This window comes from Streptomyces sp. NPDC001851 (assembly GCF_040297165.1).
Lineage (GTDB): Bacteria > Actinomycetota > Actinomycetes > Streptomycetales > Streptomycetaceae > Streptomyces.
Genome location: NZ_JBEOYR010000019.1, coordinates 1 through 14210 on the forward strand (window position 1 = coordinate 1; position 14210 = coordinate 14210).

Consider the following 14210-nt stretch of genomic DNA (forward strand, 5'->3'; position numbering starts at 1 on the left):
TCCGCCTGCACCAAGGCCAACGGCTGCTTCAAGCAGGTCAGCCAGACCGGCTCCACCACCCAGCTGCCGACCAACGACACCGGCTGGGCCGGTGAAGAGATGCTCGACATCGACATGGTCAGCGCGGTCTGCCCGAACTGCAGCATCATCCTGGTCGAGGCCAACTCCGCGACCATGGCCGACCTCGGCGCCGCCGAGAACGAGGCCGTGGCACTCGGCGCCAAGTTCATCTCCAACAGCTGGGGCGGCGGAGAGTCCTCCTCCCAGACCGGCGACGACACCTCGTACTTCAAGCACCCGGGTGTCGCGATCACCGTCTCCTCGGGTGACTCCGCCTACGGCGCCGAGTACCCGGCGACCTCCCAGTACGTGACGGCCGTCGGCGGCACCGCGCTCACCACCGCCTCCAACTCCCGCGGCTGGAGCGAGTCGGTGTGGCACACCAACTCCACCGAGGGCACCGGCTCCGGCTGCTCCGCCTACGACCCGAAGCCGAGCTGGCAGACCGACTCCGGCTGCGCCAAGCGCATGGAGGCCGACGTCTCCGCGGTCGCCGACCCGGCCACCGGCGTGGCGGTCTACGACACCTACGGCGGCTCCGGCTGGGCGGTCTACGGCGGCACCAGCGCCAGCTCGCCGATCATCGCCTCCGTCTACGCCCTCGCGGGCACCCCGGGCTCGACCGACTATCCGGCGAAGTACCCGTACCAGCACACCGGCAACCTGTACGACGTCACCAGCGGCAACAACGGCTCCTGCTCCCCGGCGTACTTCTGCACTGCGGGCACCGGCTACGACGGCCCGACCGGCTGGGGCACCCCGAACGGCACCGCCGCCTTCACCGCCGGCTCCACCGGCGGCAACACGGTGACCGTCACCAACCCGGGCAGCCAGTCGACCACCACGGGCAGCTCGGTGAGCCTGCAGATCAAGGCGACCGACAGCGCGGGCGCGGCCCTCACCTACAGTGCTTCCGGCCTGCCGACCGGGCTGTCCATCAACAGCTCCACCGGCCTGATCTCCGGTACGGCGTCCACCGCCGGCACCTACCAGGTCACGGTCACCGCGAAGGACTCCACCGGTGCCTCCGGTTCGACCTCGTTCACCTGGACCGTCGGCTCCGGCGGTGGCGGCTGCACCTCCTCCCAGCTGCTGGCAAACCCCGGCTTCGAGTCGGGCAGCACCGGCTGGACCGCGACCAGCGGGGTGATCACCAACGACTCCGGTGAGGCGGCGCACAGCGGCTCGTACAAGGCTTGGCTGGACGGCTACGGCTCCTCGCACACCGACACGCTGTCCCAGTCGGTGACGATCCCGGCCGGCTGCAAGGCCACGCTCACCTTCTACCTGCACATCGACACCTCGGAGACCACCGGCAGCACCGCGTACGACAAGCTGACGGTCACCGCCGGGTCGACCACCCTGGCGACGTACTCGAACCTCAACCACAACTCCGGGTACGCGCAGAAGACCTTCGACCTGTCCTCGCTGGCGGGCCAGACGGTCACCCTGAAGTTCAACGGCGTGGAGGACTCCTCCCTCCAGACCAGCTTCGTCGTGGACGACACCGCCCTGACGACCAGCTGATCTTCCGCTACGGCCCGGGCACCGCACGCGGAAGCCGTCCGCGTGCGGTGCCCCCGTTGTGAGCCCCTGGCGTGCCGTGTTACCGACTGCTGTTGGTCACGCCATGGCCTGGCGGGAAGATCCAGTCCGGCGCCCTGAATGCTGCCCTGGACGCTTCAGGGTCCGCCTGAGCCGGAGGTCTTGTTGTCCGTGCCGTGCCGGGCGGCGCCGTGGCTGAGTTCGCCGCCCGGCACGGGTTTCTCAGACGCCCGCCACGGGTTCGGGATGCTCGTCGTGCTCGCAGTGGTCGTCGATGCCGTAGGTGTCCCAGGTGGGGAACGGGTCCGTGGGCGGCGGGCTCTCGCCGTCGGCCATGAGGCAGTCGGTCAGTGCCGCGTGCAGTACGTCCGCGTGCAGGTGTGTGCCGATGAAGACCAGTTCCTGGCACTGGGGGCTGTCGGGGTCGCGTGCGGCGGAGGGTTCGAAGCGTGCGACGGAGCCGGCCTGTGACCACAGGCCCGTCACGTGCGGGCGGCTGGCGAGGGTGAAGAAGCCCTTGGAGCGCAGGATCTGTCCGTACGCGCCGCTGTCGAGTTCCTCGGTCACGAAGGTCCACAACCGGCCGGGGTGGAAGAGAAGTTCGGCACGGAAGACGGTCGAGGAGATGCCGTACTCCTCCGTCTCGGGGATGTGGTCGCCGTTGAGTTCCCGCACCCAGCCGGGGGCCTGTTGGGCGCGTTCCAGGTCGAACAGGCCCGTGCCCAGTACGTCGCCGACCTGCACGCGGCCGTGGACGGCCGGGATGAGGCGTGCGGCCGGGTTGAGGCGGGTGAGCGTCGCCCGCAGCCGGTCGGCCGACTCCTCGTCGACGAGGTCGAGCTTGTTGAGGACGATGACGTCGGCGAACTCGATCTGGTCGATCAGCAGGTCGCTGACGGTGCGTTCGTCGTCCTCGTACTGGTCCAGGCCGCGCTCGGCGAGTTCGTCACCGCTTGCCAGCTCGGGCAGGAAGTGCGCGGCGTCCACGACGGTGACCATGGTGTCCAGGCGGGCGAGGTCGCCGAGGGTGGCGCCGTCGTCGCGGGCGAAGGCGAAGGTCGCGGCGACCGGCATGGGTTCGGAGATGCCGGACGACTCGATGAGCAGGTGGTCGAAGCGGCCCTCGCGGGCCAGCCGGTCGACCTCCTCAAGCAGGTCGTCGCGCAGGGTGCAGCAGATACAGCCGTTGGTCAGCTCGACCAGGCGTTCCTCGGTGCGCGACAGGGCCGCTTCGCCGCCGCGCACCAGGGCGGCGTCGATGTTGACCTCGCTCATGTCGTTGACGATGACCGCGACGCGCAGTCCCTCGCGGTTGCCGAGGATGTGGTTGAGGAGGGTGGTCTTGCCCGCGCCGAGGAATCCGGACAGCACGGTGACGGGTAGTCGGGTGGAGGTGCCGTACGTCATCAACGCTCAGCCCTCGGGGCGCAGCAGCCCGCGCTCGTACGCCTTCACCAGCCGCTGCGGCACCAGGTACGACACTCCGTCGACGGTGACCGGCACGAGCGCCGGCGTGGTCGCTTTCCACTGGGCGCGGCGGTGGCGGGTGTTGCTGCGGGACATCTTCCGCTTGGGAACAGCCATGGGAGTCCTCCTGGTTGCGATGGCGAGCAGAGACTATATGGAAATGAATACCATTACCAAGTGTGCCCGTCGGCCCCGACCCGGCCAGGCGCGGCGTGCTTGCCCGGCGGATACGGCTGCTGGTCGCCGCGACCATCACCTACAACGCCGTCGAGGCGGCCGTCGCCCTCACGGCCGGGACCCTGGCTTCGTCCACCGCGCTGATCGGCTTCGGCCTCGACTCCGTCATCGAGGTCTCCTCGGCCGCCACCGTCGCCTGGCAGTTCTCCGCCCGCGAGCACGCGGTGCTCGACCAGGGGCGGATGCCTGCGGCTGTACCCCGCGATGCGACTGCTGCCCTTGACGGAGACCACTCCGGAGAGGGAGCGACGCCGGCGTTCACCGGCGCTCGTCCGCCGCCTGCCCTGGGCCGCAGTCCGGGCACACCCCGGACAGCTCCACCGTGTGCCGGACGTTCGCGAAGCCGGAGGTCTGTGCGATGGTGTCGGCCCAGTCCTCCACCGGGCCGGAGTCGACGGGCCGGCTCAGGCCGCATTCGGTGCAGATGAGGTAGTGGCGGTGTTCGGGCCCCGGGCGGTAGCGGAAGAGGCGTTCACCGCTGGTGTCGCGCACCATGTCGGCCCGGCCGACGCCGGCCAGGGCGGTCAGCGTGCGGTAGACCGTGGAGAGGCCGACCGGTGAACCGGCGGCGACGAGCTGGTTGTGGAGGGCCTGGGCGCCGACAAAGCCGTCGGCCCGGATGAGCGCCGCGACCACGGTGGTGCGTTGCTGGGTGAGGCGGCCGATCAGCGTGACGTCGCGCGACGGGATGGGGGTGCACTGGCGGTCGGGTGCCATCGGGTGCCTTCGCTCATGTGCCGGTGGGGACGGCGGTTCGCGTAAGAGGTTCGGCCGTACGGGGGTCGGAGGCGGGCTGTCGTATCAGGAACGTCGCGGCGTATACGGCCGTGGCGGCGGCCATGATGGCGAAGCTCGGCGGCATCTTCGGCACCGCGTACGAGGCGAACAGCCCCGCCCACATCTCCAGTACCGCCAGGCCGGCGGAGAGGGCGAGTGCACGGTAGGGGCGGTCGGTGAGGCGGATCGCGGCGCCCGCGGGAGCGGCGAGCAGGCCGAGCAGGAGGAGGGAGCCGACCGCCTGGGTGGCCTCGGCGGCGCTGATGCCGGCCAGGGCGAGGAAGCCGTAGCCGAGCAGCCGGACCGGTACCCCACGAGCCGCGGCCACGGCCTCGTCGAGCGTGGCGAACAGCAACGGTCGGGCGATGAGGACCACCAGCAGGCCGGCCCCTGCGGCCACCAGAGCGGCGACGACTGCGCTATTGGAGGAGATGCCGAAGATGGAGCCGAACAGCACACTCACCCCGGCGGTGCCGTTCGTGGTGCTGCGCGAGGTGGTGTAGAGGGTGATGAAGAAGGCGCCCAGGCCCAGGATCCAGGAGAAGACGCTCCCGATGACCACGTCGTCGGGCCGGGCCTTGCGGCCGAGGGCGCCGAAGAGCAGAGCCATGGCGATGGTGGCGGCGAACAGGCCGAGGCGAAGGTCGGCGCCGAAGGCGAGGGCGGCCATCGCGCCGGTGAAGGCGACGTGGCTGAGCGCGTCGCCGGTGAAGACCTGGGCCCGCAGCACCAGGAAGTAGCCGACCAGCCCGCAGGCGGCGGCGATGGCGGTACCGGCGAGGAAGGCGTGCAGGAAGAACGGGTGGGACAGCGGGGAGGCGGCGAGCAGGACAGTCATGCGATCGCCTCCTTGGCGGTGGGTGTGGCCCCGGCCCGGGTGCGGTTGAGCACCTCGCGCAGCGAGCGCCGGCCCAGCGCGAGCAGGTATCCGGCGAAGGCGATGGTCGCCACGAAGAAGCCCAAGGGGTAGGGCGAGTAGTAGGCGGCGGTCAGTCCCAGCCAGGTGGCGGCGAAGGCCAGCAGGACGGCCAGCACGAGGCTCAACGCCGGGCGGGCGGTGAGGACTTGTGCGGTGGCGGCCGGGATGACCATGAGGGCGAAGACCAGCAGGGTTCCGGTGATCTGGCTCGTCTCGGCGGTGGCCGCACCGAGCAGGACGAGGAAGACCACCGACAGGGCGCGGACCGGCACCCCGCGTCCGGCGGCCACCTGCGGGTCGACGGACGCGAACAGCAGCGGCCGTCCGATCAGCGCCAGCACCGCGAGGACCACCGCGCCGGCCACCGTCAGCACGGTCACCTGGGAGGAGGTGATTCCCAGGAAGGTGCCGAAGAGGATGGTCTGCGGCCCCTCCAGCAGCCCTCTGTACAGGGCGGTGAACAGGAACCCGGACGCGAGGAGGAACGCCTGCACGGTCCCGGTCAGCGCCGACTCCTCGTGCTCACCGCCGCCGCGCAGGGCGGCGATGACCAGCGCGGCGGCCACGCACAGCGTGAAGTAGCCGTAGACCGCGCTGAACCCGAGCAGGAGCGCCCCGGCGGCGCCGGGGAAGGCGACGGCGGAGACGGTGTGCGCGGCGAACGTCTGCCGGCGCAGCACCACGAACCACCCCACGACCGCCGAGACCACGGCCACGACCGCGCCCGCGCGGAACGCGTTGACCATGAAGGGGTAGGACCACATGTCCTGGAAGTCGGTCAGGAGGTTCCACGACCAGGTTGGTGCCCCTGTCTCAGCCAGCAGCATGACCGCTCCCCGGGGTGTCGTGCCGGTCGGTGTGTACGGCCGGTGGCTCCGGCTGTCCCACCACGACCAGCCGCCCGTCCGAGGTCCGCAGCACCTCGACCGGAGTGCCGTACAGCCGGGTCAGTGTCCCGGAGGTGATGACCTCGGTCGGGGTTCCGGCGGCGGCTCCGCCCTCGGCCAGGTACACCACCCGGTCCAGGTGGTGGAGTATCGGGTTCACGTCATGGGCGACCATGACCACCGACACGCCCTCCCGGTGGCAAATGCGCCCGATCAGCGCCGCGACCGCGCTCTGGTTGGGCAGGTCGAGGCTGTCCAACGGCTCGTCGAGCAGGAGCAGTTCGGGCCTGCGGACCAGTGCCTGGGCGATCAGCAGCCGCTGCTGCTCGCCGCCGGAACACTGCCCGATCGGCCGGTGCGCGTACGCCGCCGCCCCGACCAGCTCGATCACCTCGTCCACCCGCGCGCGGGCGGCCCGCCGACGCGCACTCGGGAGGGGCAGCGGTACCCCCCAGCGGTCGCCGTCCAGGCCCATGCGCACCACGTCGATGCCGCGGATGCGCAGGTTGGCGTCGAAGCTGCGGCGCTGCGGCAGATAGCCGATGCGCTCGTTGGCCTGCCCGGGCCGGGCGCCGAGCACCCGAACCTCACCGGCCGCCGCGGGCAGGGCGCCGAGCAGGACCTTGATCATGGTGGACTTGCCGACGCCGTTGGGGCCGAGCACGGCGGTGAACTCGCCGGCCCCGATGCGAAGATCCACACCCGACCACAGCATCCGGCCGCCGACCCGCACGGCGGCCCCGCGCAGGTCGACCACTGGGCCGCTTCCCTCTCCCGCGACCGCCTCGTGGCCGCCGCTGCGCTGGGCGGGCGCAGTGGGCACCGCGTGGGTGACGGCTTCGCGGACCTTCGCTATCGGGTTCATGGCTTCAGCTCACTTCCCGGTGGCCTTGGCCAGGGCCTGCTCGATGCCCTGCAGCTGGGTGGTCTGCCACTGCTGGAACGAGGACACCGTGGCGCCCGGCGTTGGCGATCGCGGACAGCAGCGGCGGCATGGTCGCCAGCACCACCGCGCACGGCGAGGCGACGATCATGAAGGTCATGGCCCGCAGCAGCGAGCCGGTCAGCGCGGCGCCGAACGCGAGCGGCACCGCGAACACGGCCAGTGTGGCCGCCACCATGCCGATCGAGTAGCGCTGCTCGACCTTCTCGATGAACAACTGCGTGGGCGCCTTGGTCTCGGACGCCTCCTCGACCATCTGCACGATCCGGGCGATCACCGAGTCGGAGGCGTCCCGCTCGACGCGGACGCGGAGGGCGCCGGTGCCGTTGAGGGTGCCGGCGAACACCTCGTCGCCCGGCTCCTTGGTGACGGGCAGCGGCTCGCCGGTGATGGTGGCCTGGTCGACCTCGCTCGCCCCGTCCAGCACGCGGCCGTCGGCGCCGATGCGCTCGCCGGGCCGGACCAGCACGGTGTCGCCGACGGCGAGCTCGGTGGTGGGCACGGTCTCCTCGCCGCCGTCGCCGCGCAGCCGGGTCGCGGTGGCGGGGGCAAGGTCGAGCAGGCCGCGCACCGAGTCGGCGGTGCGGGCGGTGGCCAGGGCCTCCAGGGCGCCGGAGGTGGCGAAGATGACGATCAGCAGGGCGCCGTCCATCATCTGGCCGACGGCGGCCGCCCCGAGTGCGGCCACGATCATCAGCAGGTCGACGTCGAGGGTCCTCTCCCGCAGCGCCCGCAGCCCGGCCAGTGCGGGCTCCCAGCCGCCGGCGGCGTAGGCGAGCCCGTACAGCGATCCCCACACCCAGGCGGGTGCGCCGGTCAGCTGCATCGGCAGGGCCAGCAGGAACAGCACCGTGGCCGCCGCGGCCCAGCGGGCCTCGGGCAGCGCGAAGACCCGGGTCCGCCGCCGTGGGGTGGCATCCGGGTGCGCGGTCACGGTGGGCGCGGGCCGCTCGGTCAGGGTGGAAGACATGACGAAGAACCCTTCGGGAGGGCAGGACGGTTCGAACCAGCCACCATACAGGTACATATGAAGACCTCTTCAAGTGTCGCTTGTATGATGGCCCCCATGGGCCATGGAGCAGCTCCCGCGAACACCCCCGTCCCGCACACCCGCCTGGACGCGGACAGCGCCGCCCGGGTGGCCACCACCCTCCAGGCCCTCGCCACCCCCTCCCGGCTGCTGATCCTCTCCCGCCTGCGGGAAGGCCCCTGCGCCGCCACCGAACTCGCCACCGAGGTCGGCATGGAACAGTCCGCCTGCTCCCACCAGCTGCGCCTGCTGCGCAACCTCGGCCTCGTCGTCGGCCGGCGCCAGGGCCGCTCGGTGATCTACGCCCTCTACGACAACCACGTCGCCGAACTCCTCGACCAGGCCGTCTACCACATCGAGCACCAGCGCCTCGGGCTCAGCGACGCCTCGGACGCGGACCATGCGGAGGAGCCCACGCCCGGCGTGAACCGCTGACCGCCAGGCCGGGAACCGCGTGGAGCGTGTGTCCACGGCCCGCTGGAGGGCCGGGACAGGGCAGGGGACGTTGCCGTCAGAAGGCGCCGGTGCCGTTGGGCGTGCCGAGACCGGTCGGCCCGTCGTAACCCGGACGCGCCGTGCACAGGTAAGTGCCGCCGCAGGAGCCGTTGCTGCCCGAAGTGACATCGTTGAGCGCCGACTTGTGGCTGTACGGATACGAGCCGTTGACGACCCGGGAGGTGTTCCCGGCCAGTGCGTAGACGCTGGCGATGATCGGCGACGAGACGCTGGTGCCGCCGGCTTCCACCCATCCGTCGGCCCCCTGTGCGAGACCGAGTTGAAGCTCGGTGTCGCACAACAACGCGCCGCCGCAGCTGCTGTACGTGTCGTAGACCGCCACCCCGGTGGTGGGATCGGCGACCGCGGACACGTCGGCCACGGCGCGCTGGGCGCAGCCGGAGTCATGCTGCCAGGACGGCTTGGCCTCGTACGCCGAGCAGCCCGAGCCCGCGCCGCTCCAGGCGGCCTCGGTCCAGCCGCGGGAGTTGGACGCCTTGCTCAGCGAGGTGCCGCCCACGGCCGTGACGTACCGGGAGGAGGCCGGCCAGGAGACGCCGTAACCGGAGTCACCCGAGCTCGCTGTGATCGCGACGCCGGGGTGGCGGAAGTGCGAGTCGAGGGAGGTGATGGTGTTGTCCTCGGACCCGCCCCAGCTGTTGGAGACGGAGACGACGCCCGGTGTGGTGGCGGCGGTGTCCGCGGCCGTCATGAGAGCCGCGACGTTCGCCGACTTCGCCTCGACCAGCAGGATGTGGCAGCCAGGGCAGGCGGCCGAGACCATGTCGAGGTCGAGGCTGATCTCCTCGGCCCATCCGTAGTCACCCGGGGGCAACGGCGATGCGTGACCGCTCTGATTCACCTTGCGGAAGCAGCCGTTGGAGGTGGTGCACGACGGCAGACCGTAGGACCTGCGGTACGCGGCCAGGTCGGCCTCCGCGTTCGGATCGTCCATGGCGTCGACGATCGCCACCGTCCGGCCCGCTCCCGAGGTCCCGCCCAGTTTGTAGGCGGAACGCAGATCGGACGATACGTACCCCATCGTGCTCGGGGATCCGGCGGTGAACGGTGACATGCGGCCCGAGGTGGTGCGGTGGGCCTTCAAGACCCCGAAACAACGGGCTTGTCCCGCTTCCAGGGGATGGACACAGCCGAAGCCCGCCGTACCCGCGGAGGCGGACGCACCCGGGGTGGACGAGAGAGCCGCGGCCTGGACACCGGTGGCCAGGCCGACGGTGAGAGCGGTGACGGTGACGGTGAGCATCGCGGTGAGGGCAGCTGCCGTTCGCCGCACCTGTCGTCTCGGTCGGTGGCGGTGGATCACCGGGGATCCGGAGGGTATCTCGCTTGGGTGCATCAAGCCTCCGTGCGGTTTCGGGCGGTTTCAGGGTGTTGTGGAAGCGCCAGACATGACGGAAAACAGCATGGACAGACGGCGTGTCAGGTCGGCCGCGGACTGGTCGGTTCACCATGCGGCCGCCTTCTCGCGCTGGTCAAGGCCATGCCGATGCAGGTCTTGTGAGGCTGCCGCGGTGAGCGGGTGAACCGGCGTTGAATGCCCTCGGGACGGTGGACTGTGACGGGATCCTCCCGGTGAACGAGCCCCGAATTCCCGTCCGGCGTCGATAATGACCTTGTGCGCTCGCTAGCCAGGAAATCCATCCTGCCCCTGACGCTGGTCATCGTCGGGGCAGCCGCAGTGGTCGGCGACGCCGCGGGGGTGACCCACACGGCCGGAAGCAGCTGGCGCAGCGGCTTCGGCAAGTCCGGCGAGCCGGGCCAGTACCCGCAGGACCAGGACCAGGCCCTCTCCGCGACGGCCCCGGCCAAGGACGGCACCTCGTACACCCCCCGCAGGACCGCGGAGAACGCCCGGATCGGCGCGGTCTTCGAGAAGGACGACCAGGGCGCCCACTTCTGCACGGCGAGCGTGGTGCGGAGTCCGGGCCGGAACATGCTGATCACCGCCGCCCACTGCGCCTTCGACGCCGACTCCGGACAGCCGGTGAACGACCTGGTCTTCGCCCCCGGCTACCGCGACGGCAAGGAACCCAGCGGCCTGTGGAAGGTCAGCAAGGTGGTCGTCGACGACCGCTGGGCGAAGTCGCAGGACGAGGACCTCGACGTCGCCTTCCTCGTCGTCGACCAGAAGGACGGCAAGGACATCCAGGACCTCCTGGGCGGCAACACCCTCGGCACGAACCGCGGCTTCGACCACAAGGTCAAGATCACCGGCTATCCCACCAGTCGTGACACCCCCATCTCCTGCCAGAACCGCACCACGAAGTTCAGCGACACCCAGCTGCGCATCGAGTGCACCGACCTCGCGGACGGCACCAGCGGCAGCCCCTGGCTCACCGACTACGACCCCGAGAGCCACACCGGCACGGTCATCGGCGTCCTGGGCGGCCACGAGGGTGGCGGCGACCAGGACGACGTCTCCTACGCCGCGTACTTCGACGACGACATCGCCAAGCTCTACCGGCGCGCCCAGGACGAGGACTGAGCCGAGTTCATACCGGCGAGGCGGTCGCCGGTGAGGACGTCCGGATCGCCGCCCGTGGTTTCGGAGTCCGGCTCTTCACACGCCTCGCTCACCACCGCGGAGGCCCGTCTCATCGCCCCGGCACATCGCCGCCGACCGTCGCGCACGTCTCGGCGTACCACTCGATGGCCGGTACGGGGTCGTACGGGTTCAGCACGTCGGACGGGACCGATTCGAGGCGAATCCTCTGGCCGACGCCGAAACGCTGGGCGAAGTCGTGGAAGACGTCGAAGGCGACGTGGTCTTCGAGAGCGAATCCAGTGGAGTCGAAGACGGTCCGGGAGAACCGTAGTGGTTCCGCGCGTGACGGGTCGGACGCGAGCTCAAGAATGCTCGGGCCGATGTCCTCGGGGGCGAGTTGCTGGCATTCGCCTTCCCGCATCGCCTGTTCCAGGTGGTCGGGGCAGACGAACGCGTCCTTGAGCACCGCCGCCGGAATCTCCACCTTGCCGGGGAGGTCGGCGCCGATGGCGTTGATGTGCGCGTGCGCCTTCAGCCGCGTTCCGGTCAGGACTGGGCCGTCGCCGACGTCCACCGAGGTCGCGGTGCAGATCACGTCCGCGCGGGACTCGATGTCGTCCGGAGCGGCGACCCGGACGTCGAGCCCCAGGAACTCCAGACGCTTGGGGAGAGAGTGGCTGCGCTCGTCGTCGACGTCGTGGACGAGCACCTCGTCGATGGGCAGGACACGGGAGAGCGCGTGCACCTGGGTGACCGCCTGGGCGCCGGCGCCGATCAGTCCGACCACCCGGCTCTCCGGGTGAGCGAGCAGCCGGGTCGCCACCGCCGATGCCGCGCCCGTGCGGATCGCGGTGGGCAGGACACCGTCGCTGAGCGCCAGCAGGTGGCCGGTCTCGTCGTCGAACCGCGCCATGGTGCCCAGAATGGTGGGAAGTCCGAACACGTTGGGGTTTTCCGGCGCGTACGACACGGTCTTGACGGTGATCGCGCTGCCGATGTCATGGTGGGGCATCCATTCGAGCACACCGGTGCGCCGGGTCCCCGTCAGAAAGCCCTGGCGGGCGGGCGTGACGGACTTCCCCGACCGTGCGGCCGAGAACGCGCTGTGCAGCCGGTCGATCATCTCGTCCATGACGCGGTCGCGTCCGGCCAGGTCGACGATCCGGTGGATGTCGGACTGTCCGAGTACGAGGGTCTGATGTTCCACGTTTCCGTCCCCGTTCATTTTCGTCACTCTGCGTTCATGGGCCGCAGCTGCAACACGTCGGTGTAGAAGCGCAGTTCGCTTTCCAGCGCCTCGACGACGCTCGCCTGCCTGCCGAAGCCGTGCCCCTCGTCGTCGAAGAAGACGGTGTCGGAACGGACACCCCGCTCGGTCAGGCGTTCCGCCATCAGCGCGGACTGCTCGGGCGGTACGACCCGGTCCTGCCGGCCGTGCAGGAACAGCACCGGCGCGGAGATCTCGTCGCACCGTTCGATCGGCGAACGGCGCCGGTACTCCTCCGCCGCCTCGGGCCAGGGCCCTACGAGCACCTCCAGCGAGCCCTTCTCGAACTTGTGGGTGTTGTCGCGCAGCAGCCGGAGATCGCAGATGCCGAAGTAGCTGACCCCGGCAGCGAAGATGTCCGACTCCGCCAGCGTGGCGAGTACCGTGAATCCGCCCGCGCTGCCGCCGCGTACGACCATGCGGTCGGCGTCCACCAGGCCCAGCGCGGCCATCCCCCGCGCGGCAGCGGCGCAGTCCTCGACGTCCGCCACACCCCAGCGCCCGTCCAGCGCCGCCCGGTAGGAGCGCCCCCAACCGGAGCTGCCCCGGTAGTTGAGTTCGAAGACGGCGAAGCCGCGGCTGGTCCAGAACTGGATGCCGGGTCTGTACTCGGGCAGCAGCTGGGTGGTGGGGCCGCCATGGCAGACCAGGATGAGCGGCGGCAGCGCGCCGGCCGGACCCGTGTGTCCCGGATGTCTCGGCGGGTGGAAGAGGCCGTGGACGGTACGGCCGTCCTCCCCGGTGATCCCGAGCGGCTCGGGGCTCTGCAGCCACTGCGCGCCGAGGGCCGTCCCGGGGGTGCGGAGGATCTCATGACGGTACGAGACCGGGTCGACACGGATGAGCTGCTGGGGCCGGTCCGCGGCCGAGGCGATGGCGTACAGACCGTGCCGGTTCCCGGCTATCGCCTGGTACCCGGTGTACGGCAGCCGCAGATCGCGCAGTTCGGCGACGGGGCCGGGCTCGATGATGCCCAGCCGCTGGACACCGTCGCGGATGACGAGGCAGGCGATACGTCCCTGTTCCAGGAAGCAGTAGGCGGACGGGTCGAGGGTCCACTGGGGCCAGCCGAACTCGGCCCGCATCTCCAGGACCGGTTCGCTGCCGGCGCCGCCCAGCCGGTGGAGGTTCCACCAGCCGCTGCGGTCCGTGACGAAGTGCAGGACACCGTCCGGGCTCCAGTCCGGCTGGAACACCGATTCACCATGGCCACCGGTGATCGGCCGGGCATCGCAGACGGTGCCGTCGGCACCGAGCCGGCCGAGCCACAGCCGGCTGCCCGTCCAGGGCATGTCCGGGTGATCCCAGGCCAGCCAGGCGAGCATGGTGCCGTCGGGGCTGGGCCGTGGGGAGGCGTAGAAGTCGTCGCCCGAGACGAGGACGGTGGGCGCCGCGGCGCCCGTGCCGTCGAGCCTGACGATGTCGTTCACCACGCCCCGGTCCTCGTGGCGTTCCCGTACGCAGACCACGTCCCCGGCCGCCCCGGGGACGACCCGCAGGTCGGCGTAGCGGTGTGCGGTGCCGGGACCGTGGTCGGGGGTGAGGGGACGGTCGTCACGGTCGTCCAGGCGGTGCACACGCTGGTCGACACCGTTGACGTAGTGGACGACGCCGCCGTGCGCGTGGAGGGCGCCGCCACCGTACTCGTACACGGACGACCGCACGTCCGTGCCCTCTCCGGTGAGGGTCGTCACCCGGCCGTCGGGTGTGCGGCGCAGGGCCACCGTACGGCCGGAGTCCGGGCGCCGCTCCAGCCAGTAGAGGTCCGTGCCGTCCAGGTGGAGCGCGCTCATGGCGGGCATGGCCGCGCTGACCGCTGCGGCCGTGATCGGGGACGGCCAGGTGCCGAAGGGCAGCGCGGTCCGGGCCGTCTCGGGGCTATCCGGCATCGCGGTCCATCGCCTGGCGCAGGGTGAGCGGCCGCATGTCGGTCCAGACCTTGTCGATGTGGGCCAGGCACTCGGTCTTGGTGCCGGTCGTTCCCTCCGCGGTCCAGCCGGCCGGGGGCTCGCGGTCCGCGAACCAGATCGAGTACTGCTCCTCGTGGTTCAGGACCACCATGAACTGCTGCTGTTCG

The 14210-nt window shown here is 70.8% G+C and carries 13 protein-coding genes and 2 pseudogenes; 4 read left to right on the forward strand and 11 right to left on the reverse strand.

Translation table 11 applies throughout. The features are described from left to right. Positions 1–1587 (forward strand): putative Ig domain-containing protein (locus tag ABT171_RS26425; protein ID WP_351247924.1); only part of this gene is annotated, 1587 nt, incomplete at its 5' end. Positions 1588–1827: 240 nt separating this feature from the next. Here ABT171_RS26425 and ABT171_RS26430 read toward each other — a convergent pair. After that, entirely contained in the window at positions 1828–3012 is a 1185-nt protein-coding gene (locus ABT171_RS26430) for a GTP-binding protein (protein ID WP_351247926.1), read from the reverse strand. A gap of 6 nt (positions 3013–3018) precedes the next feature. Continuing rightward, positions 3019–3189: a 50S ribosomal protein L32 gene (rpmF, locus tag ABT171_RS26435; protein ID WP_067052544.1), complete on the reverse strand. Its 171-nt coding sequence runs from the start codon at positions 3187–3189 to the stop codon at positions 3019–3021. Positions 3190–3236: 47 nt separating this feature from the next. Between rpmF and ABT171_RS26440 the strand changes: the two are divergent. Then, positions 3237–3476 (forward strand): annotated as a pseudogene (locus tag ABT171_RS26440) (cation transporter); the annotation flags it as partial. A 91-nt stretch (positions 3477–3567) separates the two neighbouring features. Here ABT171_RS26440 and ABT171_RS26445 read toward each other — a convergent pair. The 5 genes and pseudogenes from ABT171_RS26445 to ABT171_RS26465 form a co-directional block, all read right to left on the reverse strand. Then, positions 3568–4026, reverse strand: coding sequence for a Fur family transcriptional regulator (locus tag ABT171_RS26445; protein ID WP_351247929.1), 459 nt, complete (start codon positions 4024–4026; stop codon positions 3568–3570). Between the two features lie 13 nt (positions 4027–4039). Next, a complete protein-coding gene (locus ABT171_RS26450; RefSeq protein ID WP_351247931.1) occupies positions 4040–4924 on the reverse strand; it encodes a metal ABC transporter permease in 885 nt (294 codons plus the stop codon). Further along, complete coding sequence (locus tag ABT171_RS26455; RefSeq protein WP_351247933.1) at positions 4921–5832, reverse strand: metal ABC transporter permease; 912 nt, start codon at positions 5830–5832, stop codon at positions 4921–4923. The genes ABT171_RS26450 and ABT171_RS26455 overlap by 4 nt, the downstream gene beginning before the upstream one ends. After that, positions 5819–6757 carry a metal ABC transporter ATP-binding protein gene (locus ABT171_RS26460; RefSeq protein ID WP_351247935.1) on the reverse strand — a complete coding sequence of 313 codons (939 nt, stop codon included), beginning with the start codon at positions 6755–6757 and terminating at the stop codon, positions 5819–5821. The genes ABT171_RS26455 and ABT171_RS26460 overlap by 14 nt, the downstream gene beginning before the upstream one ends. A gap of 76 nt (positions 6758–6833) precedes the next feature. Beyond that, positions 6834–7805, reverse strand: a pseudogene (locus tag ABT171_RS26465) (HAD-IC family P-type ATPase); the annotation flags it as partial. Positions 7806–7901: 96 nt separating this feature from the next. Between ABT171_RS26465 and ABT171_RS26470 the strand changes: the two are divergent. Further along, positions 7902–8300 (forward strand): ArsR/SmtB family transcription factor, encoded by a 399-nt coding sequence (locus ABT171_RS26470; protein ID WP_351247937.1) that lies wholly within the window; start codon positions 7902–7904, stop codon positions 8298–8300. A gap of 76 nt (positions 8301–8376) precedes the next feature. On the opposite strand, the gene ABT171_RS26475 is transcribed toward ABT171_RS26470, so the two are convergent. After that, positions 8377–9624, reverse strand: a complete 1248-nt coding sequence (locus ABT171_RS26475) for a S53 family peptidase (RefSeq protein WP_351247939.1) — start codon at positions 9622–9624, stop codon at positions 8377–8379. Between the two features lie 372 nt (positions 9625–9996). Between ABT171_RS26475 and ABT171_RS26480 the strand changes: the two genes are divergently transcribed. Then, entirely contained in the window at positions 9997–10866 is an 870-nt protein-coding gene (locus ABT171_RS26480) for a trypsin-like serine peptidase (RefSeq protein ID WP_351247941.1), read from the forward strand. Positions 10867–10975: 109 nt separating this feature from the next. Here the strand turns inward: ABT171_RS26480 and ABT171_RS26485 are convergent, their stop codons facing one another. The 3 genes from ABT171_RS26485 to ABT171_RS26495 are packed head-to-tail and all read right to left on the reverse strand — an operon-like array spanning position 10976 to position 14194. Next, complete coding sequence (locus ABT171_RS26485) at positions 10976–12073, reverse strand: ornithine cyclodeaminase family protein (RefSeq protein WP_351247943.1); 1098 nt, start codon at positions 12071–12073, stop codon at positions 10976–10978. Positions 12074–12096: 23 nt separating this feature from the next. Further along, positions 12097–14022, reverse strand: coding sequence for a S9 family peptidase (locus ABT171_RS26490; protein ID WP_351247945.1), 1926 nt, complete (start codon positions 14020–14022; stop codon positions 12097–12099). Further along, positions 14012–14194 (reverse strand): MbtH family protein, encoded by a 183-nt coding sequence (locus ABT171_RS26495; RefSeq protein WP_351248184.1) that lies wholly within the window; start codon positions 14192–14194, stop codon positions 14012–14014. Before ABT171_RS26495 ends, ABT171_RS26490 begins: the two co-directional genes overlap by 11 nt. Between the last annotated feature and the right edge of the window lie 16 nt (positions 14195–14210).